19 protein-coding genes and 2 pseudogenes are annotated in these 18642 nt (G+C 43.3%); 13 read left to right on the top strand and 8 right to left on the bottom strand.

Translation table 11 applies throughout. The annotated features are described in order from the left end of the window. The first annotated feature begins 41 nt into the window (after positions 1-41). From F6K57_RS20495 to F6K57_RS20485, 3 genes are all read left to right on the top strand, one after another. Complete coding sequence (locus F6K57_RS20495; RefSeq protein WP_293070307.1) at positions 42-2474, top strand: CHASE2 domain-containing protein; 2433 nt, start codon at positions 42-44, stop codon at positions 2472-2474. Between the two features lie 108 nt (positions 2475-2582). Further along, complete coding sequence (locus F6K57_RS20490; protein ID WP_293070305.1) at positions 2583-3224, top strand: hypothetical protein; 642 nt, start codon at positions 2583-2585, stop codon at positions 3222-3224. A gap of 568 nt (positions 3225-3792) precedes the next feature. Continuing rightward, positions 3793-3981: a hypothetical protein gene (locus F6K57_RS20485; RefSeq protein WP_293045170.1), complete on the top strand. Its 189-nt coding sequence runs from the start codon at positions 3793-3795 to the stop codon at positions 3979-3981. Positions 3982-3992: 11 nt separating this feature from the next. On the opposite strand, the gene F6K57_RS20480 is transcribed toward F6K57_RS20485, so the two are convergent. Further along, on the bottom strand, positions 3993-4142 hold the full coding sequence (locus F6K57_RS20480) for a hypothetical protein (protein ID WP_293018454.1): 150 nt from the start codon (positions 4140-4142) through the stop codon (positions 3993-3995). A 17-nt stretch (positions 4143-4159) separates the two neighbouring features. Between F6K57_RS20480 and F6K57_RS20475 the strand changes: the two genes are divergently transcribed. From F6K57_RS20475 to F6K57_RS20465, 3 genes are all read left to right on the top strand, one after another. Then, positions 4160-4342 carry a hypothetical protein gene (locus tag F6K57_RS20475; RefSeq protein WP_293070303.1) on the top strand — a complete coding sequence of 61 codons (183 nt, stop codon included), beginning with the start codon at positions 4160-4162 and terminating at the stop codon, positions 4340-4342. 165 nt (positions 4343-4507) lie between these two features. Next, the gene (locus F6K57_RS20470; RefSeq protein ID WP_293070344.1) at positions 4508-4870 is read left to right on the top strand and encodes a hypothetical protein; all 363 of its coding nucleotides are present in this window, start codon (positions 4508-4510) and stop codon (positions 4868-4870) included. Continuing rightward, complete coding sequence (locus F6K57_RS20465; protein WP_293070340.1) at positions 4807-5256, top strand: putative sulfate exporter family transporter; 450 nt, start codon at positions 4807-4809, stop codon at positions 5254-5256. Before F6K57_RS20470 ends, F6K57_RS20465 begins: the two co-directional genes overlap by 64 nt. A 319-nt stretch (positions 5257-5575) precedes the next feature. On the opposite strand, the gene F6K57_RS20460 is transcribed toward F6K57_RS20465, so the two are convergent. Continuing rightward, positions 5576-5764, bottom strand: coding sequence for a hypothetical protein (locus F6K57_RS20460; RefSeq protein ID WP_293070301.1), 189 nt, complete (start codon positions 5762-5764; stop codon positions 5576-5578). On the opposite strand from F6K57_RS20460, the pseudogene F6K57_RS20455 reads away from it, so the two are divergent. Beyond that, positions 5763-6347 (top strand): annotated as a pseudogene (locus F6K57_RS20455) (putative sulfate exporter family transporter). The gene F6K57_RS20460 and the pseudogene F6K57_RS20455 sit on opposite strands and share 2 nt — an antisense overlap. Before the next feature lie 244 nt (positions 6348-6591). On the opposite strand, the gene F6K57_RS20450 reads toward F6K57_RS20455, so the two are convergent. The 3 genes and pseudogenes from F6K57_RS20450 to F6K57_RS20440 all read right to left on the bottom strand — a co-directional run bounded on the left by F6K57_RS20450 (position 6592) and on the right by F6K57_RS20440 (position 9447). Continuing rightward, positions 6592-7167, bottom strand: a complete 576-nt coding sequence (locus F6K57_RS20450) for a Uma2 family endonuclease (RefSeq protein ID WP_293070299.1) — start codon at positions 7165-7167, stop codon at positions 6592-6594. A gap of 82 nt (positions 7168-7249) precedes the next feature. Beyond that, positions 7250-8035, bottom strand: a pseudogene (locus tag F6K57_RS20445) (endo-1,4-beta-xylanase); the annotation flags it as partial. A gap of 29 nt (positions 8036-8064) precedes the next feature. Then, the gene (locus F6K57_RS20440; protein ID WP_293045176.1) at positions 8065-9447 is read right to left on the bottom strand and encodes a transposase; all 1383 of its coding nucleotides are present in this window, start codon (positions 9445-9447) and stop codon (positions 8065-8067) included. Positions 9448-9478: 31 nt separating this feature from the next. Here F6K57_RS20440 and tnpA point away from each other — a divergent pair, with 31 nt between their 5' ends. After that, positions 9479-9898 (top strand): IS200/IS605 family transposase, encoded by a 420-nt coding sequence (tnpA, locus tag F6K57_RS20435; protein ID WP_293018467.1) that lies wholly within the window; start codon positions 9479-9481, stop codon positions 9896-9898. Between the two features lie 52 nt (positions 9899-9950). Here the strand turns inward: tnpA and F6K57_RS20430 are convergent, their stop codons facing one another. The 3 genes from F6K57_RS20430 to tsaB all read right to left on the bottom strand — a co-directional run bounded on the left by F6K57_RS20430 (position 9951) and on the right by tsaB (position 12129). Next, positions 9951-10151 carry an endo-1,4-beta-xylanase gene (locus F6K57_RS20430; RefSeq protein ID WP_293070296.1) on the bottom strand — a complete coding sequence of 67 codons (201 nt, stop codon included), beginning with the start codon at positions 10149-10151 and terminating at the stop codon, positions 9951-9953. A 3-nt stretch (positions 10152-10154) separates the two neighbouring features. Continuing rightward, positions 10155-11291, bottom strand: coding sequence for a DNA-processing protein DprA (dprA, locus tag F6K57_RS20425; RefSeq protein WP_293070294.1), 1137 nt, complete (start codon positions 11289-11291; stop codon positions 10155-10157). A 124-nt stretch (positions 11292-11415) separates the two neighbouring features. Then, positions 11416-12129: a tRNA (adenosine(37)-N6)-threonylcarbamoyltransferase complex dimerization subunit type 1 TsaB gene (gene tsaB, locus F6K57_RS20420; protein WP_293070338.1), complete on the bottom strand. Its 714-nt coding sequence runs from the start codon at positions 12127-12129 to the stop codon at positions 11416-11418. Positions 12130-12200: 71 nt separating this feature from the next. Between tsaB and F6K57_RS20415 the strand changes: the two genes are divergently transcribed. The 5 genes from F6K57_RS20415 to F6K57_RS20395 all read left to right on the top strand — a co-directional run. Continuing rightward, positions 12201-13478 (top strand): valine--pyruvate transaminase, encoded by a 1278-nt coding sequence (locus F6K57_RS20415; protein ID WP_293018474.1) that lies wholly within the window; start codon positions 12201-12203, stop codon positions 13476-13478. Between the two features lie 89 nt (positions 13479-13567). Continuing rightward, positions 13568-15313, top strand: a complete 1746-nt coding sequence (locus tag F6K57_RS20410) for a histidine kinase dimerization/phosphoacceptor domain -containing protein (protein WP_293070291.1) — start codon at positions 13568-13570, stop codon at positions 15311-15313. A gap of 12 nt (positions 15314-15325) precedes the next feature. Continuing rightward, positions 15326-16435: an ATP-binding protein gene (locus F6K57_RS20405; protein WP_293045261.1), complete on the top strand. Its 1110-nt coding sequence runs from the start codon at positions 15326-15328 to the stop codon at positions 16433-16435. A 243-nt stretch (positions 16436-16678) separates the two neighbouring features. Further along, positions 16679-18214, top strand: coding sequence for a ferredoxin--nitrite reductase (locus F6K57_RS20400; protein ID WP_293018480.1), 1536 nt, complete (start codon positions 16679-16681; stop codon positions 18212-18214). A 127-nt stretch (positions 18215-18341) separates the two neighbouring features. Continuing rightward, positions 18342-18642: ABC transporter substrate-binding protein (locus F6K57_RS20395; RefSeq protein WP_293070288.1), on the top strand; the 301-nt coding region annotated here is incomplete at its 3' end.

Here is an 18642-nt window from a genome sequence, read left to right as displayed (position 1 = left end):
GGAGTAGGGAGTAGAGAGTAGGGGGAATAAACAAGGAACAAATGACAACTAATCATCAAAGTAGTTTTAGACTAAATATTTGGCAAGCTGATTCATCCTGTCTGTTTTATTTACGGGGTAATCACGGACAGGAAGTCTCCGCAAAGTTGGACTATCCAGCTAAAGTAATAGACTGTTATGAAGAGTGGCGATACCTTTACCTCCAGTTTTACCCGAAATTGCGAGCAAGAGAATTATCTAGTGGTGCCATCACACCAGTAGTCGATGACTTGGGACATGAATTAGAAGAAGCAAAAGAGATATTTCTGGATGTTTTTCAACGGTGGTTAGGTCAATTACAGACTATTCGAGAAACAATTCAACATCAAATTTTCACTATTGCTAGAAAGGAATCACAGTCAAATAAGACAGCAGAAGCCTATCGAGAAGTAGCTATTTTTATAGCCTGCGATTCTGTGGAATTGGCACGGCTTCCTTGGGAAGCATGGCAGTTGGTTCTAGAGGATATCCCCAGTGGAACCATTCGGATTACCAGGATTCCGATGACCACTCAGGGAGAAACAATAGCGCTAGATAATAACCTGCGCCATGGTAAACCTCGGATTTTAGCGATTTTGGGGGATAATACAGATCTGAATTTGGAGAAAGATAAGCAGGCTGTTAAGTTGCTCAAAGGAGTTGCTCAAGTAGAGTTCTTTGACTGGCAACAGCAAGAGGATGGGGTTAATCTTAAAGCAGCACTGGCGGCAGAAATAACGGATGAAAGGGGGTGGGATGCTCTATTTTTTATGGGTCATAGTGATGAAACAAAAGTTACTGATGGAAAATTAGCGATCGCGCCAGAGCAGTTGGTATCTATCAGTGAAATAAAGGAATACCTAACTACTGCTAAAAATCAGGGACTTCAGTTGTGCGTCTTTAACTCCTGTAATGGTCTAAAAATAGCGAATCGGTTGGCTGATTTAGGATTGCAAGTGGTGATCATGCGGGAGGAAGTTCATGATAGTGTTGCTCATGTATTTCTCAAAGAATTTTGCAGCCGCTTAGCTCAGTATCAGGATGTCCAGGAAGCAATGCTGGCAGCTTGTCGCAATTTACAGGTAGGTGAGAAGTTTGTTTATCCATCAGCTTACCTGATTCCTTCGTTTTTTAGTCCCTATGGTGCTAAGCCATTTCGGATTGAGCCTTGGGGTTACCAGAAACTACTTCAGCAGTGGCTACCTAAACCAAAAGAAGCGATCGCATTAGCTAGTGTGCTTTTAGTTAGCGCTATGGTTCCTGTACAAGACATGTTGCTAGATGGGCGAACGTTTCTTCAAGCGGTCTATCGCGATAGCACAAACCAGTTTCCTCGGGAGGGGTTATCCTCCGCCAAGCCACGCTCTGTACTGTTAATTGCTATTGATCAAGACTCAATCAATCAGGCGCAACTGGAGATAAAAGGCTTTAAAACCCAGCCGATGGAACGGGAATACCTTGGCAAATTAGTCAGACAACTCTCGAACTCAGGCGCTAAGGTAATTGGAATTGATTATCTCCTCTATACCCAAGAACCAAGAGAGGAAAAACTGGCTAGTGCGATTCAATCCGCTGTTAGTCAACAGGATACCTGGTTTGTCTTTGGGGTCAATCAGGATAAAAATCGCAAGGTGTTTCCCAAAATTGCTAGCCCTAAATGGAGTCTACAAGGGGATATTACCTTTTTCCGTTGGGATATGGAACTCCCCCAGGATGCCACCTGCAACAAGTCATGTCCTTTTGCCTATCTACTGGCTCTATCACACCAGTTGCACCAACAGCCAAACCACGGGATAGGATTAAATCCTAATGTTGAAAGTACCACCAACTTTCAGCAGCAAGTTAGTCAGTATCTTCAGCAAGTCAGTAGCCAGGATAATGCGATTGGCCGTAGGCCACGCTACGCGAACGCATCTCTCAAACCAAAGAATCTACCTTTAGGGATGCGCTATATTATTGACTTTTCTATTCCTCCAGAACAGGCTTATGAGCACAAGCCTGCTTGGGAATTCCTCAAAAGTGACTTTCCTAACATTGAGCAGCAAGTGGTTATCATTGCCTCTGGGGGATATGATGAAGCAGAGGATAATTTTTCTCTACCTCTAGCTATTGAATATTGGTGTCATCCACTGAATCGAACCAGAAAGCCACCAGATACTTGTCCCAAGGTATTTACCGGAGGTGAAGCCCATGCTTACATGGTTCACCATTTTTTATCGCAGCATACAATAAAATTAATTCCCGACAGCTGGATGATTCTATTAGCAGCATTGTTAGGAAAAGGAACAACCCTGGTACTGCTGCAGCAAAAGCCTCAAAAACGACAGCAATCAATATTGATCTTAGTTGGTGCTACAGCGGTCTATGGAATAATCGGACTACAGGCTTATATCTCAGCTTCTATTTTAATTCCTATAGCTTTACCATCCATTATACTCTGGTTTTATATTATTTAGTTAATTATTAATTGGTAATTATTAATTTAATTCCCGGCAAGCCTTTAACATTTAAATCCTATGTATCGATTAATTAGAGTCTTTTATCTACTGCTAATTACTGGAACGATGAGTATTAGTTTTCCGACCTCATCAGTATCAATTGCAGCTTCGTTTACCAGTCAAGGGAATCAAGTAGCGAAAGCAGTGAGTCAAACCAAACAGAAAACACAATCTGTATGGGCTAAGATCCGAGATATTTTTCGTAGGAAGAAAGATGAAGCAGGTACCCATGGAGAGTTTTGTTCAATTTCTCCTAATATTGCTGCCTATCGCACCTGGAGTGACCAACCTCTATTTGCTTGGGAAGGAAGTGTTAATATCATTCAAGTTCGTTCCTCTCGCTATGGAAAAGCCTTATGGTCTTATCAGGTAAACGATAATCAGACTAGTGTTATTTACAATGCTGATGGTAAAGGTCAGCCACTTCAACGAGGTAAAGAATATTATTACTGGGTACAGTATAACACAACTGATAATAATGGACAACTAATTACAGATACCGAAACTATTCCCTTTCAAGTTATGGGTGGTGAAGCGTATCGGATTATCCAAGCTGAATTGCCAGCTGAGCATAAAACTGCTCAGCTGGCGAGTTACTTTGCTGATCAGGATCTTTTCCTAGATGTGGTACGAGTGATTTCCGTGTTTGGGGACTTAGATAGTTGGAAAACTAATACTGAGGAATTATATCAAGAGTTTTGTGAGTAGTCAAGGGCGAATTTATCTATCTTAAAAATTACTGAAAAATCAATTAGTCTGACTCCTGACTCGAAGCTCCTCAATCAGAGGATAGTTTGTTATGTCGAAATCAGGTATTATCAGTCTTCACAATTCATAATTTTTAGTTTTCATAATCTAACGATACTAGTCTTAACTACAGGAATTAGACAGCAAATATACCTGTAGTTAAGACTACATATAGTTGTTTTTGACTATTTTTGCCTAAGTCCTAAACTAGTTTCATATTTCCTTAAAGCTCTCTTCACAACTTCCTTGATTATATTGATAATAACTTGATACAAGTTGTCCGGAGCATTTGATAAGATCATTATAATCAACGTCACTTGATTGTTTTTACAGAAACCTGGAACGGCATAGGAAGCTATAGTTATCAACTTCATTGAGGAGTTTGAGGGAGCTCCTGAATTATATTAGCGCTGTTAGTTATAACCTCTCGTTGCTAGGGAATTGATCAACTACCAATCTAATCAGCCATTAAAGTTAATTTTTGTTTGAACAGTCATTAGTAACCAAATGTAGTCGAGATAATCTAAAAATGAAAAAAAAACTTGCCAAAATTGTTAATAATGCACTCACCAGTGTTGCTCTGTGTATTGCGATCGCATCTTACGTTTATAAAGCAGAGGCGGCTCCTGTGTTTCTAAATCTTTCCTGGGAAGGAATTAATGGGTTTACAGTTGAATTTATGTTCAGCTTCGACCAGCAGTTTGTACTGGGATTTTAAGATAAACCCTCCTAAATAGCCTCAAAAGCAGATGCAGATCTAGCGTCTATCAGCAGTATTTCCTTCTCTTGATGCAGTCGCTGCTGCACTTGGGTTTCGGTCATTGTGGTAGCGCCGACGTATGTCTGAGATCTTGCACCATTGTCATTAATCGTAGTCATTAATCGTAGGGTGGGCAGTGCCTACCAACGCGCTTTGCAAGCTTCATTATCTGTCTGGTGCACTGCCCACCCTACATGAACCTTGGGTTTCGGTCATTGTGGTAGCGCCGACGTATTTCCCTAGCTCTGGTTGGCTTTCAGGGGATTTCGAGTTTAGAGCCTTTGAAAGTACCACTAGGAGCAATCGTTACCGAGAATAAAGTATAGCGCTCTGCCCAGGGAATAGGAAATAGTTAAAGAAACTGACCCCGGCGTGGGGAGATCGCCATCTTCCCATCTGCATCTTAGCGTGCTACTTTTACGAATTGGTATTATGAATTGATATTATTTCGGTGGTGCGTTCCAGGGTAAAATAAAATCTACTAATGAGTCAAACAAAATGGTCTAACCTTTACAAATTAGAAGACTGGTGGTCTGTATGGATTGGTCTGCTGTTATTGGGGACAGTGTTTAGTGGCATCATAACCGTTGTGCCAAAGATGCCCAAATGGAAAGGGATAGATCTATTATCGGCACTCCCCTGGGAATTGCTTCCTAAACTGGCATTGCTCGCCATTGGTTTATGTGCTCTGTTTACCCTTGGCAACCTGGTAATGAAGGGAAAAGAAGGCAGAAACATGATACCAGGCTTTTTGCTTATCTTTCTTTTAGCAGTTTATCCTATATACTGGGGAATTCACAGACCGCTAAAGCAATTAACCTCGGCTATGCTTTCTGGGCATTGTTGATTGGACTAATCATCAGCAATACTATTGGTACACCAAGGTGGATGATGCCAGCGGTGCGTACTGAATATTACATCAAGACTGGCTTAGTGATTCTCGGTGCAGAAATTCTCTTTAACCGAATTGTGGAATTCGGACCCTATGGTTTAGCGATCGCTTGGCTAGTTACGCCTATTGTGATCATATTTATGTATCTGTTTGGTACTCGGGTTCTGAACATGCAGCAGAAATCACTGGTGATGGTAGTCGCCACATCCACATCAGTGTGTGGTGTATCAGCAGCTATTGCAGCAGCAGCAGCTTGTAAGGCGAAGAAAAACGAGTTGACTTTAGCTGTAGGGATGACTCTCATTTTTACCAAAACTATTGGGTTTAAAGCCCCGTCCTAGAAGGACGGCTTTTTATTAGAAACTTGCAAAAAAACAATAAAATATTTTATGGACATACACGAATATTTGTTGTATAATCAAGATAGATACAGGCTGAAAAACCGTAGGCTGAGCCGGGAGAGAGACCCGTAACTTATAGACCTCAAAGTAGTAATGTCTAGAGGGTAGGGAAAGTCCTCTTTAAAAACCCAATCATCAATTAACAGTTGGTGTGTGAACCCAGAAGAATCACTCTTGAAATAAAAACGGTACGGTGGGGCACACCGAAACCAAACGAAAGGAAGAGAAACAGACTTAATGAGGCACTTCCAATGAGTAGTTAAACGCTATCGCGAAAACTGCCCTCTGGGTCTGTCGTGAATTGACTAGGAACTTGGTCTTGACGGGTTTTTGGTTTAAGTATTGTCCTATTTTTGGCGGCGTCATAGATAGGAACACGGCGGTTTAAGGCGGTTCGCAGATCTAGGAATCCCCGTTCTTCCAGGACGGGGAGTGTCAATGTTGCCATGATGGTGATCATGCCCTTGTTTGTCAAAGCTGTGGGTATGAATGAATTAGTCAGTGGTGCATGGCTGGGGGGAACCATTGATTCTACTGGCGCAGTTGTCGCTGCTGGTGAAACAGTAGGGGAAATCGCTGGTCAAGCTGCTGCTTTAGTTAAAATGATTCAAAATATGCTGATCGGAGTGATAGCTTTTGCGATCGCTTTATTTTGGGTCTTTTTTATAGAGCGCGAGCCAAATGCTCCTAAACCACAAATGAGGTAATTATGGGTACGTTTGCCCAAGTTTATCTTAGGTTTTATAGCTGCTTCTCTGTTAGTGTCCTTTGTTTGTATTCCCTTGATGGGGATGGATACAGTTAAAGACATTCTTAGTCAAACCAAGACCTATCGTGGCTGGCTATTTTGTATCGCATTTTTTTCCATTGGTCTAGACTCGAACTTTCGGGATTTAGGGACACAACTTCAGGGTGGTAAACCCATGATTCTTTATTTGGTAGGGCAGAGTTTTAACATTGTGCTTACTTTGGCTATAGCGTGGCTAATGTTAAGCGGAATTATTTTTCCTATACCGGAGTTAGCACAGTGATAAACACTATCCGAAAATCCCTAATCTTTTTGATCAGTATTTGCGCACTTCCGCTACTACTGTGGTTATTGAATAGCTTGATAGTAGGTGGTTATTTGGGGTCGAGCGTACAGGATCTCTACGAAAACGAGAGTGATGCTTCAGGAATTTTCTGGACAGATGTAGAGATACTATCTCACGATTAGCCTATTCAACTATAGCACTTATCAATTGGGTTGGTAACTGCTCTATATAGCATAAGATATCAGATAATTTCTGATAAATTTAAAGTAAATCCAGGCAAAACATCTTCTCCTGATAAGGTTTTCGGAGATTGGAGAATTTCTACATCTTGATTGGGACGATAGATTTCCACAACCTTATTTTGGGGATCAATTAACCATCCTAATCTAGCGCCATTTTCCATATATTCTCGGAGTTTAGTTTGCACCATTTTCAGGGAATCACTCGGAGAACGCAATTCGAGCACAAAATCAGGACATAAAGGGACAAATTTATCCTGTTCTTCTGGTGTTAACCCTTCCCAACGCTCTCGTTTAACCCAAGACGCATCAGGAGAACGATTTGCTCCATTAGGCAATTTAAATCCTGTATTAGAGTCAAATGCAACACCAAGTTTCATTTGACTGCTCCACAATTCTAGTTGAGTCGATAGTTTAATATTTCGTCTACCTGTATTTCCTCCCGTAGGTGACATGATGATTAAATCTCCTTCAGAGGTGCGCTCAAATCTTAAATCCCTGTTATCTTGACAAAGCCGGAAAAATTGTTCGTCACTCAAATTAATAGTTAATTCGAGGGTATCAGGTAAATATACCATGTTAATTACCTCCAAAATTATACAATAACTTATTGAATTAAAAAGGATAATTTAAGCGATTTTTATTTTTATTTTTTACTTTTTAACTATCAATTTTTAAAACTTGAACCATCGCGTGATAAGCAGCTTTAGGACGATAGGAGTTATCGAAAGGTAGAGGGGAATCTGGTTTACCAAATAAATCCGGAATCCAGGAATGATGATCTGCAAATTCCCAAGTTAAGAAGGCTGTACAATTGGGAGCCTCTAAACAAACTTGGAGGATATCTCGATATACCTTTGTCTGAGCAGCCACCCGTTCTTCTTGTGTGCCGCTACCATCATGGATTTTTACGTCCATCTCGGTAACCTGAACCTGCAATCCCAACTCACCCAGACGCTTCATGTTTGCTGCTATGTCTTCCGGCTTAGGAGGATTTTGAATACTAATGTGCATCTGAAAGCCAATGCCATGAATTGGGACATCCCGTTGCCGCAAGTCTTTGACCATGGCATAAATCGCATCTGACTTTGCCCCAAGTCCTTCTCCACTGTAGTCATTATAAAACAAGGGAACTGTGGGGTCAGCTTCATGAGCCCAGCGAAATGCCAACTCAACGTATTCTGGTCCAATGCCGCGCAACCAAATTGTATCTCGTTTCCTTTGTCCTGCTGAGTCTTGGTCTGCTACCGCTTCATTGACCACATCCCAAGCTGCTAATTGTCCCCGATAGTGACCAACAACAGTATGAATATGTTGTCGCAGGATATGGATTAACTCTTCCGGTGTCCATTGTCCGTGGGTTAGCCACCAAGGCACACTATGATGCCAAACTAGATTATGACCGCGCACCTGCATGTGATTGGCTTTCGCAATGGCTACAAAGTTATCAGCAGCATGAAGTCTCCCCCAGCATCCTACGGATAACTGGGGGTGTCAAAACCCACTACACTAGAACTAGGAGTGTTCCAGAGTGTAGAAAGCGTAACAGCCCGACTTCTAGGCGCTAAACGGGTTCTTTTGCCACGTTTAGCCTCACCCTTTTTATGGACAAGCTCATAGAACCAATACTTTGCAGCAATGTTGTAAGTTGCCTGCAAATCTGTGTTGTATCGTTTCCCAGTTGGGAATGTACACAGACCATAGTTTTTAGAATCGCGTTTGACCGAACCCGAACCATCATAGGCATTGCTGGAAGTGCCCCTAGGATTGACGTACTTAACCGTACCGCCTAGTTCATTCCACTTGGCTTCAGTCCAGGTTGCAATAGCCCTGTGAAGCCATCCATGGAAGCGTTGGCGCAGATTAGAACGTTTCCGTCCGCCTCTAGGTTTCCAGCCTAAGAGAAGCTCAAACACAATAAATTTGGCTCCCCACGCTTCCGCAAAGTCCACCAGTTCTCTAGAGACAGAGTGAGCAATCTGGGTATTGATGTTGCTAGCCTTGCGGTAGTTGCCCCGACAAAAACCTTTATGCAACTTCCCATTGCTCAGACTGGCTTTTTTGCTGATTCCCTTGAGTCGTTTATCTCTGCGGTCTATGTCTCTACCAGGGTGAATGAAGCGCCTAGCTAGAACAGTGCCATCTGAGGTAACAACTGAAGCAACAGCAGTGGTATTGATGCCAAGATCAACTGACACGACTCTATTAGTTTCCTGCCTGTCATCTGGATTGCATCTGAACGGGACTGAGAGGTGACACTTTTTCTCGTTGACGATGAGATAGGGTGACAGCTTCTCATTGGTATCAAGCAAATGACGTTTGTATCCAGGTTCGATTTCTACCGGAACGAGGGTCCATACCCAGTCTGTGCCAGTGAAAACCTTAATCTTGGCGGTATCCATCGCAGCACCAAACAAGATGCACTGACCTTGGTACAGGGCAGGGTAACAGCCACAATCAGCGTTTAGCCGTGGTGGTTTAGCGTCTCTGCGCTTTCTGATTCCTGATTGCCACTCCATATAACGGGTGACAAATGAGGAAACTTGACCAATGGCAAAACTGATAGCAGACCTCCGGTAGTAGGAAGGGAACTTATAGAAACGACGAATGAAGTACTCGTACTTAGGATATTGATTCTGACGTGTCTTGTGCATCAACCGCTCAACCGCTGGAATTCTTTGCTTGCTGGAAAGACCACCTAGTTCAGGCCAATGGGTAAACACGACGCTAATCAACCCACGACAAATAGAACGGAACTCTTGAACTGTCAGCCTTAGAAGTTGACGTTGTAGCTGAGATGGCTTTAACTGCCATTTGTCCGTCCTAATTAAATCCTTTCGTCGTTTTTTCTGTGCCATAATGACTAATATTAGCATATGTCGTTAACCCATGGCTAGACAGTTAAACCGCCATGCTCACAGTGTCACAGCATTGAGTGTGCATATGGTTTTTGTCACGAAATATCGCCATGCTTGCATCACGGATGATATGTTGAAACGTATTCGTGAAATCATCGCCAAGATGTGTCTTAAGCGTGGTTGCATCCTAATGGATTGCCAGACTGACTTAGGCAAGCGTGACCATATTCACCTTTTAATAGACAAACATCCCAATATTTCCGAATCTGAGCTAGCAATGGCACTTAAAACCATCACCAGTCGAGAGATCCGGAAAGAGTTTGCACAATATCTGAAGCAGTTCTATTGGAAGCCTGTTTTTTGGAAGCGTGGTTACTGTGCTGTATCAGCTGGGGGAGCCAGTCTCGACAAGCTGAAGGAGTACATGGAAGCCCAAGGGAATGCAGACTAGCCCCAAGACCCCTCACCCCCACCTGCTTCGCAAAGTGGGGGAATGTTGGGTTTCAGTCAAAATTATAGTGATGGCGTTGGGGCTGTAGCGGCTCAAACTTGATGATATAAGTTGGTGTCACAATGTTATATTCACGTATCAACACCTCCTGATAACTAGGATCGTCCCGCAACGGTTCCATGGACACTCCCGTTCCAATCGCCAATTTGCGCTTTTGTGCCAAGGAACGTAAATTACTGTTATTTGTATTCATCCTTCATCTTCCACTGATTAATTTTCGATATCGCATCCCTGGTGACTGAGACACTAATCCCATTAGTTCCAACTGTAACAAGGCACTGGATACTGAGCCTGCTTCTAAAGCTGCTTGCTGGACAATGATATCGAATGGGGTTGGTTCAAATGCGATCGCATCCAACACTTTTGCTAATTCTGGCTCTAAGGTCGGTACAGGTAAAGCGGGTAAAGGTTGTTCTAGAGCCGAGTGGGGGTCAAGTTCTGGAATAGCTCCGAGCATTTCCAACAAGTGACCTTCACTTAAAATTACATGGGCACCCCGATTTAACAGTCCCAAACAACCAATAGAATTGGGATTATCTAAGGAACCTGGTAGTGCATAGACATCCCGACAGAACTCATTGGCTAGCCTAGCAGTAATTAGCGCTCCGGACTTGTTAGGCGCTTCCATCACTAAAACTGCACGACTTAAACCAGCAATAATCCGATTCCGTTGGGGAAAGTTGGAGCGTGCGGGTTTCGTACTGGCTGGATACTCGCTGATTACCAATCCCTGCTCTTGAATTTGTTTATAAAGATAACTATTGCTCAAGGGATATACCACATCAAGACCAGTTCCCAAAACTGCTATGGTCCTACCACCCGCTTCCAGACACCCACGATGGGCTTGTGTATCAATTCCCACTGCCATACCGGACACCACTGTAAAACCATGCTTAGCAAGGGTAGCACTGATTTTGCGAGTCCAACGTTTACCGTATTCGGTGGGATTGCGGGTACCCACAATACCGACTATCGGCTTGCTACCGTAATTTTCTTGTAGATCAACTAGTCCGCTATAGTATAGCGTTGCGGGAGGACTAGGAATTTCTAGTAACAAGCGGGGATACTCCCCATCCGCTGGTGTCCAGAAACAAGGATTTTTGACCAAGTGTTGCTCAAGTAGCTGTTCCGGATTAGTTTGCCCACGCATTTTCACTACTCTTTCGATCAGCCGCACCCCGAACCCTTCAACTGCTCCTAACTCTGAAGCTGAAGCTTTCCAAGCCTCTGCTAGAGTCCCAAACTGTTGCTGTAGCCGTTGGAGCAATACTGATCCGATACCGGGAACTTCGGACCATGCCAGCCAGTACGCACGTTCTTCTTCCTTGGTCAATCGCTTCGCTCCAATTATAAATTATCAATTTATATTTCAAAAATACCCCATAATTTGAATTATAAATTTTCAAAAAAAATATAATTTTCTTAATTCTTAATTCTTCATTCTTCATTCTTAATTCTTAAACTGGATGCTGTCCATAAAACGGCAGTACTTCTGACCAGTTGGGGCACTTTCCCTGTTGCCAATCGAGATAAGCAAGTTCCAAAACACCCCTAGCATAACTCCCCAAATTTGCCGGAGCCTCTAGCAATCGTAATGGTGTTTCTAAGGTATCCAACACTTGTTTCCATTGATCTGAAGTCATGACAGCATCTGGTAATATCTTGCTCAGCCCCAGACCAGCTATTGATGGCTGATAGATGGCGGTATACAGCTGGCCTCGTTGGGCAGGCATTTGAATGGCAATCTGTTCGCTTAGCGTGGGCGTAGCGCATGTGCTAATTGCTGATTCTGAGTTTTCTTGATACATAGCTCCCTCTTCCCGCTCTTCCCGTTCTTCTCTCTCTTGCCCTAACCATGCGATCGCTGCCAGTGTAGAAATGCCAAACAGGGGAATATCTAACTGTTGTGCTATGGTACGAGCAGTAACTATACCGATACGGGTACTCGTAAAGCTACCAGGTCCGATAGCTACCGCAATGAATTCTAAGTTTTCCCAAGTTTGGGAATTGAGAAATTCAGTCAAGTGCTGATGCAATTGACCAGACAACTCTCGCCCTAAGTCCCAAGTTTGGCAGCGGGTATCCCTGGCAAAGTTACTGGTCACTAGCCCCAATTGAGGACTAGTGGTGTGAAGGGCAAGAGCATATTTGTTTGCTTCGAGAATCGGCATTTGTTGGTATGATTTTCGATTGGAGAAGTCTTGATTAAGTACCCTCACTCGCCAAAAGGTAATCACTATCCATGGATCCTACCCTGACTCAAATTGGGACTCAGATGTCCAAACTGACTGGTGTCCGAGCGATTATGAAAGATATTATCGAAACGCTACGAGCTGGTCAGGGACAAGATTGGATTAATCTCAGTGCAGGAAACCCAGTGATTTTGCCACAAGTCGAGCAACTTTGGCGCGATTGCACGGCACAACTGTTGGCTAGCTCAGAGTATGGTGAGGTGATTTGCCGCTACGGGTCATCTCAAGGATATCAGCCTCTGATCGATGCGATCGCAAAGGATTTCAATCAACGCTACGGTCTTTCCCTAAGCGATCGCCATATCCTGATTACTCCCGGTTCTCAATCGATTTACTTCTACGCCGCTAACGTTTTTGGTGGCTACACCAGCAGCGGCCAGCTCAAACAAGTGGTCTTGCCCCTTTCTCCAGAATACACTGGCTATGGAGGAGTAAGCTTGACTCCAGAAGCAGTATATGCCTACAAACCTACTCTGGAAATTAATCACGAGCAACACCGTTTTAAGTATCGCCCTGATTTCAGCCAATTAAAGATTAGCCAAGAGACTGGCTGTGTAATTGTTTCCCGTCCCTGTAATCCCACTGGCAATGTCCTAACCGATGAAGAAGTAATCAAAATTTCGGAAATGGCTGCACCCTTCAATGTGCCAGTGTTGATTGACGCAGCTTATGCTCCACCCTTTCCAGCACTGAACTTTACCGAAATGACACCAGTCTTTCGAGACAATATCATCCACTGTCTGAGTTTATCAAAAGCTGGACTACCTGGGGAACGGGTTGGTGTAGCAATTGGAAATCCGGAGCTAATTAGCATTTTAGAATCCTTCCAGACCAATCTTTGTATTCATTCGGCTCGCTATGGACAAGCTATTGCCGCAAAAGCGATCGCATCTGGAGCGCTCCCTGAGATTGCCACTAATGTGATTCGCCCCCACTACCAGCAAAAGTTTGTGACCCTTGAACTGACATTAGACAAATTCATGCCCAAAGACTTGCCTTGGTTCTTGCATCGGGGTGAAGGAGCTATCTTTGCTTGGTTGTGGTTACAGGATTTGCCAATTACTGACTGGGAACTGTATCAACAGTTGAAGCAGGTGGGTGTGATTGTCGTGCCTGGCAGTACATTTTTCCCCGGCTTACGAGAAGACTGGTCTCACCAGCAACAGTGCATTCGCATCAGCCTTACGGCTACTGAAGAAGAAATTGAAATCGCCATGCAGCGTTTAGCAACATTGGTCGAGGAAGTCTATCGGATGGGGTCAAGTTAGTGTTTCCTAGCAGGTGTTGTGATAATCTAACACCGTTCCAGAGTAATTGTTCGATGAGTACTAATTAAATAATATTCCCATTATAACAGATGGAACAGCAGCAGCTAGCACAAGTGTTGGAAACTGGCGATATAGGGGAGTTGCTAGGCATTATTAACCAGCCTAACTTGCTCACAACCCTTGACTCTACACAGATGTGTAGGATTATCAAGGGACTTGGGCAAGTAGTGGAACAACAAACTGCTCAGTTAAATCAGGTTAATCAGCAATTACAACCGGAAATTACCAACTGTAAGCAGGCTCAGGAGAAATGGCAACAGGGTGATCAGCAATTGGAATACCAATTTCAAAAACAGACAACAGAATTGTCCGAAGCTAATCATCAGCTGCGACAAGCAAAAGAGCAACTAGAGGCAGTTTTGGATGCTGTACCGGGAGCGGTGTCTTGGATTAGTGCTGATGGTCGATATCTTGGGGTTAACCGACATCTGGCTCAGAGCCTGCAATTACCTCCAGAGACTTTTGTCGGTCAAGAGTTGGGTTTTCTGGAGAGCAGCCCTCAGTTTGTCGGCTTTATGACTCAGTTTCTCGCCTGTCGGGACTCAGGATCTTCCCAGGTGGTTGAGCTCAAAGTGAAAAATTATTCGAGATATTATCTAATTGCCGCTCAGAAGTACCAGCAAGGTGCTGCAGCCGTGTGTGTAGGGATTGATATCACCGAGCATAAACAGGCAGAATTAGCTCTACAACAGCTCAACCAGGAACTAGAACTGAGAGTCGAACAACGGACTTCTGACCTACAGAACGTCAATGAACAACTTCGCAAAAGTGAGGAACAATTTCGCCTGATTTTTGAACTATCTCCCATGGGTATGGCAATTACCAGCACTGATAACTCCGTGCTAAAGGTTAATCAAGCCTTTTGTGACACGGTTGGTTACACAGCCGAGGAACTGGGGCAGAAAAAGGCTACAGATATTATCTACCCCGATGATTTCACAATTAACCTTACCCCGAATCAAGAGTTGTGGCCAGGAAGAACATCCCACTTTCAGATGGAAAATCGCTTACTGTCGAAAGATGGTAGAGTGATCCATGTTTTGACCAAGAAAGCAGTTTTAGTCAGGGATGCTCAAGGTAAGCCCCGAAAATTTCTGTATCAAATTGTAGATATCACCGAACGCAAGCAAGCGGAAAATCAAGTTAGAGCCTCTCTAACCGAAAAAGAGGTTTTGCTCAAAGAAATTCATCACCGGGTCAAAAATAACCTGCAAATTATTTCTAGCCTACTCCGCCTACAGTCGAGGCAAGTTGAAGATCCACAAGCATTAAGTTTGTTCAAAGATTCCCAGCATCGGGTTCAATCTATGGCTCTGATTCACCAGCAGCTGTATCAATCCCCAAATTTAGCCCAGATTAATTTCGGAAAATACATTCAAACCTTAACCAATAACTTGTTCCGTTCCTACGGGATTAACCGACAGACAATCGCCCTCAATATTGAAGTTACCACAGCTCCCTTAACCATTGATGTAGCTATTCCCTGTGGGCTAATCATCAATGAATTGGTGTCTAATTCACTCAAATATGCCTTTCCTGAACATAAAGAGGGTAAGATTGAAATCAGTCTAAGTTCAGATCAACAGGGTCAGCTAATCCTTACGGTAAGTGATAATGGTATTGGTTTACCGGACAATTTAGACTTTCAATCCACTAAATCCCTTGGTTTGAGTATTGTTCGTAACTTGACTGCACAACTGGGGGGTAACATCATCCTTGACTGTAGCCAAGGCACTAGATTAAAAATAAACTTTCCCCATTCACTGGATCTCTAGGGCAAGTCGAGCATGACCAAGAAAAAAATCCTAGTTGTTGAAGATGAAACACTTGTGGCTATGGATATCAAGAATAGCCTCAAACTTTTAGGGTACATGGTTCCTGCTGTGGCTGTATCTGGAGAAGAAGCAGTTAGAAAAGCTGAGGAAATCCAACCGGATTTAATCCTGATGGATATTCGTCTGAAAGGGGAAATAGATGGAGTGACTGCTGCAAGGCTGATTAGGACAAAATGGAATATCCCAGTGGTCTATTTGACTGCCTATAGCGATGAGCTCACCCTAGAAAGAGCTAAGATAACCCAACCCTTTGGTTACCTTCTGAAACCATTTGAGGAAGAAGAACTGCGAGTTACCATTGAAATTGCCCTTTCTCGCTTTCAAGCAGAAGCAAAAATCCGTCAAGCACTAGTAATAGAACAGGAGCTTAGAGAGCAAAAATCTAGCTTTGTCTCTATTGTTTCCCACGAATGTCGTACACCTTTGAGTAAAGTTATCCTAGCTACTGAATTGTTAGAACGCTATAGCAAACATTTGGTCAAAGATAAACATCGCAAGTATTTTGAACAAATTAAAGGCTCTATCCAAGATATGAGACAACTCTTGGATGAAATTATATTTATTGAAAAAGCAGAAGGAAACAAGCTAACTTTTAACCCAACTCCAATTAACCTAGTAGAATTCTGCTCTGATTTGATAGAGCAGATGCAGTTGGCTACCGGGGGGATCCATAGGATTATTTTTACTCCTCAAGGTAATATTCCTGATGCCTATATGGATACCCAACTCCTTCGATATATTTTCAATAACTTGCTATCCAATGGGATTAAGTATTCTCCTGAAGGGGGAACGGTAGAGTTTCAGTTAACCGTGGAAGGTAACTGGGCAATTTTTAAAATAACAGACTCGGGAATTGGTATTCCCGAACAAGAGCTTTCTCACCTGTTTGAACCTTTCCAGCGAGCTAGCAATGTTGGAGATATTCCTGGTACAGGTCTAGGATTATCGATTGTTAAAAAGAGTGTAGAGCAGCACCGTGGCCAAATTTTGGTAGATAGCCAGGTTGGTGTAGGAACTTTGTTTACCGTTAGACTACCCCTGTCGAGTCAGGATTGGGAGTAAGCTGGTCTTCCTTTGAATGCCATGGTTATGACAGCAGGGGAGCAGGGGCAGACTTGATCTAACTTCATAATACAATTTATGCATTTAATTTATGCATTTTTTTAATTAAAATCAGTATTTAGTAACAAAATATACAAAATTTTAGCAATACTTTAAATTAATTTATCAACATCAAGAGTAGTGACATCAGAGGCTCTGGACAAAACTTCTGGCAATTGAGCAAAAGGCAACGAGGGAACAGCTATGACCAGCGCAGCTAAGCCAGCCGCAAAATTGAACAAATTTGAGAAATTCAAGGCAGAGAAAGATGGTCTTGCCATTAAAGAACAAATAGAAGAATTTGCCAGAATTGGCTGGGAAGCAATAGATCCAGATGACCTACAGCATCGGCTGAAGTGGATGGGTGTCTTTTATAGACCTGTCACTCCAGGCAAGTTCATGCTAAGGATGCGGACACCCAACGGCATTCTCAACAGCACTCAGATGCAGGTACTAGCTGAGATAGTGCAGCGCTATGGTGAAGATGGTAGTGCTGATATCACGACCCGCCAAAACATCCAGTTGCGAGGTATCCGCATTGAAGACATGCCTGATATTTTCCGCAGGTTCGAGCAAGTTGGCTTAACTAGCGTCCAATCCGGTATGGACAATGTCCGCAATATTACTGGTTCTCCCATGGCGGGGATAGATCCCGATGAATTAATTGACACTCGGGATCTTGTCCAAAAGGTACAGGACATGATCACTAATAACAGCCAAGGGAATTATGAGTTTACTAACTTGCCCCGTAAATTCAATATTGCTATTGAAGGGGGTCGGGATAACTCAGTCCATGCTGAAATTAATGATATTGCCTTCGTGCCTGCGTACAAAGATGGACAACTAGGCTTGAATGTACTCGTAGGTGGCTTTTTCTCGGCCAAGCGTTGTGAAGCTGCTGTTCCCCTCAATGCTTGGGTACTGCCTAATGATGATGTGGTTGACTTGTGTCGTGCTATACTAGAAGTTTATCGCGACGAAGGCTCGCGGGCGAATCGGCAAAAATCCCGGATGATGTGGTTGATTGATGAGTGGGGGATTGACAAGTTCCGCGAGGAAGTCAGTAAGCAGTTTGGTAGAGAACTCCCTACGGCTGCTCCTCACGATGAAATAGATTGGGAAAAACGAGACCATATCGGTGTCTTTGCCCAAAAGCAACCAGGTCTGAATTATGTGGGTTTACACGTGCCCGTTGGTAGGCTTTATGCTCAGCAGATGTTTGATCTGGCACGGATGGCTGAGGCTTATGGCAGTGGCGAAATCCGCCTCACGGTTGAGCAGAATGTGATTATTCCCAATATTCCGGATGCTAATCTCGACGCTTTCTTAGCTGAACCCCTCTTGCAGAAATTTACCCTTGAGCCCAAACCTCTAGAACGGCTTCTAGTATCTTGCACAGGAGCCCAGTTCTGCAATTTTGCTCTGATTGAAACCAAAAATCGTGCCTTGGCAATAGTTCGGGAACTCGAAGAAAAGTTAGATATACCAAACCCAGTGCGGATTCATTGGACAGGTTGTCCCAACTCTTGTGGTCAACCCCAAGTAGCTGATATTGGTTTGATGGGAACTAAGGTGCGTAAAGACGGTAAGTCTGTTGAAGGAGTCAATATTTACATGGGTGGCAAAGTTGGCAAAGATGCTAAACTGGGCGAGTGTGTGCTTAAAAGTGTGGCTTGTGATGACTTACCAGAAGTCTTGGGTAATATACTGATCGAGAATTTTGGAGCAAAATCCCACTAGGTTAGTGCTTAGTTGGACCTCATCGCTAATTCCTCATAACTGTTGTCAAAGATTAATGGTTAATGGTTAGGTAATGGTGAAAACTTAGTTTTCCATTTTCCATTGTCCATTAATCGGAAACGACAATATGGAGCGCCGCAAGTTTCTCAAATACATCGGCTGTGCCACGGTAGGATGTGGCTTTAGTGCTTGTAGTTCAAATAATCTATTCGATTTCCCAAAACGCGATCGCTCCTCTGAGCCCACTCAACGACCTCCAGCTAGCTTTGGTAAGTTAGAGAAAACTAACCTCACCATTGGCTTTGTTCCTGTAACTGACTGTGCTCCTTTAATCATTGCCAAAGAAAAGGGCTTCTTTCAGCGTTATGGTTTGAATGTGGCTCTTAAGAAATATCCTGACTGGTCAGCGGTTCACAAAGACTTACTAT

The organism is Moorena sp. SIO4A5, from assembly GCF_010672005.1.
Lineage (GTDB): Bacteria > Cyanobacteriota > Cyanobacteriia > Cyanobacteriales > Coleofasciculaceae > Moorena.
This window is presented reverse-complemented; position numbering and strand designations above follow the sequence as displayed.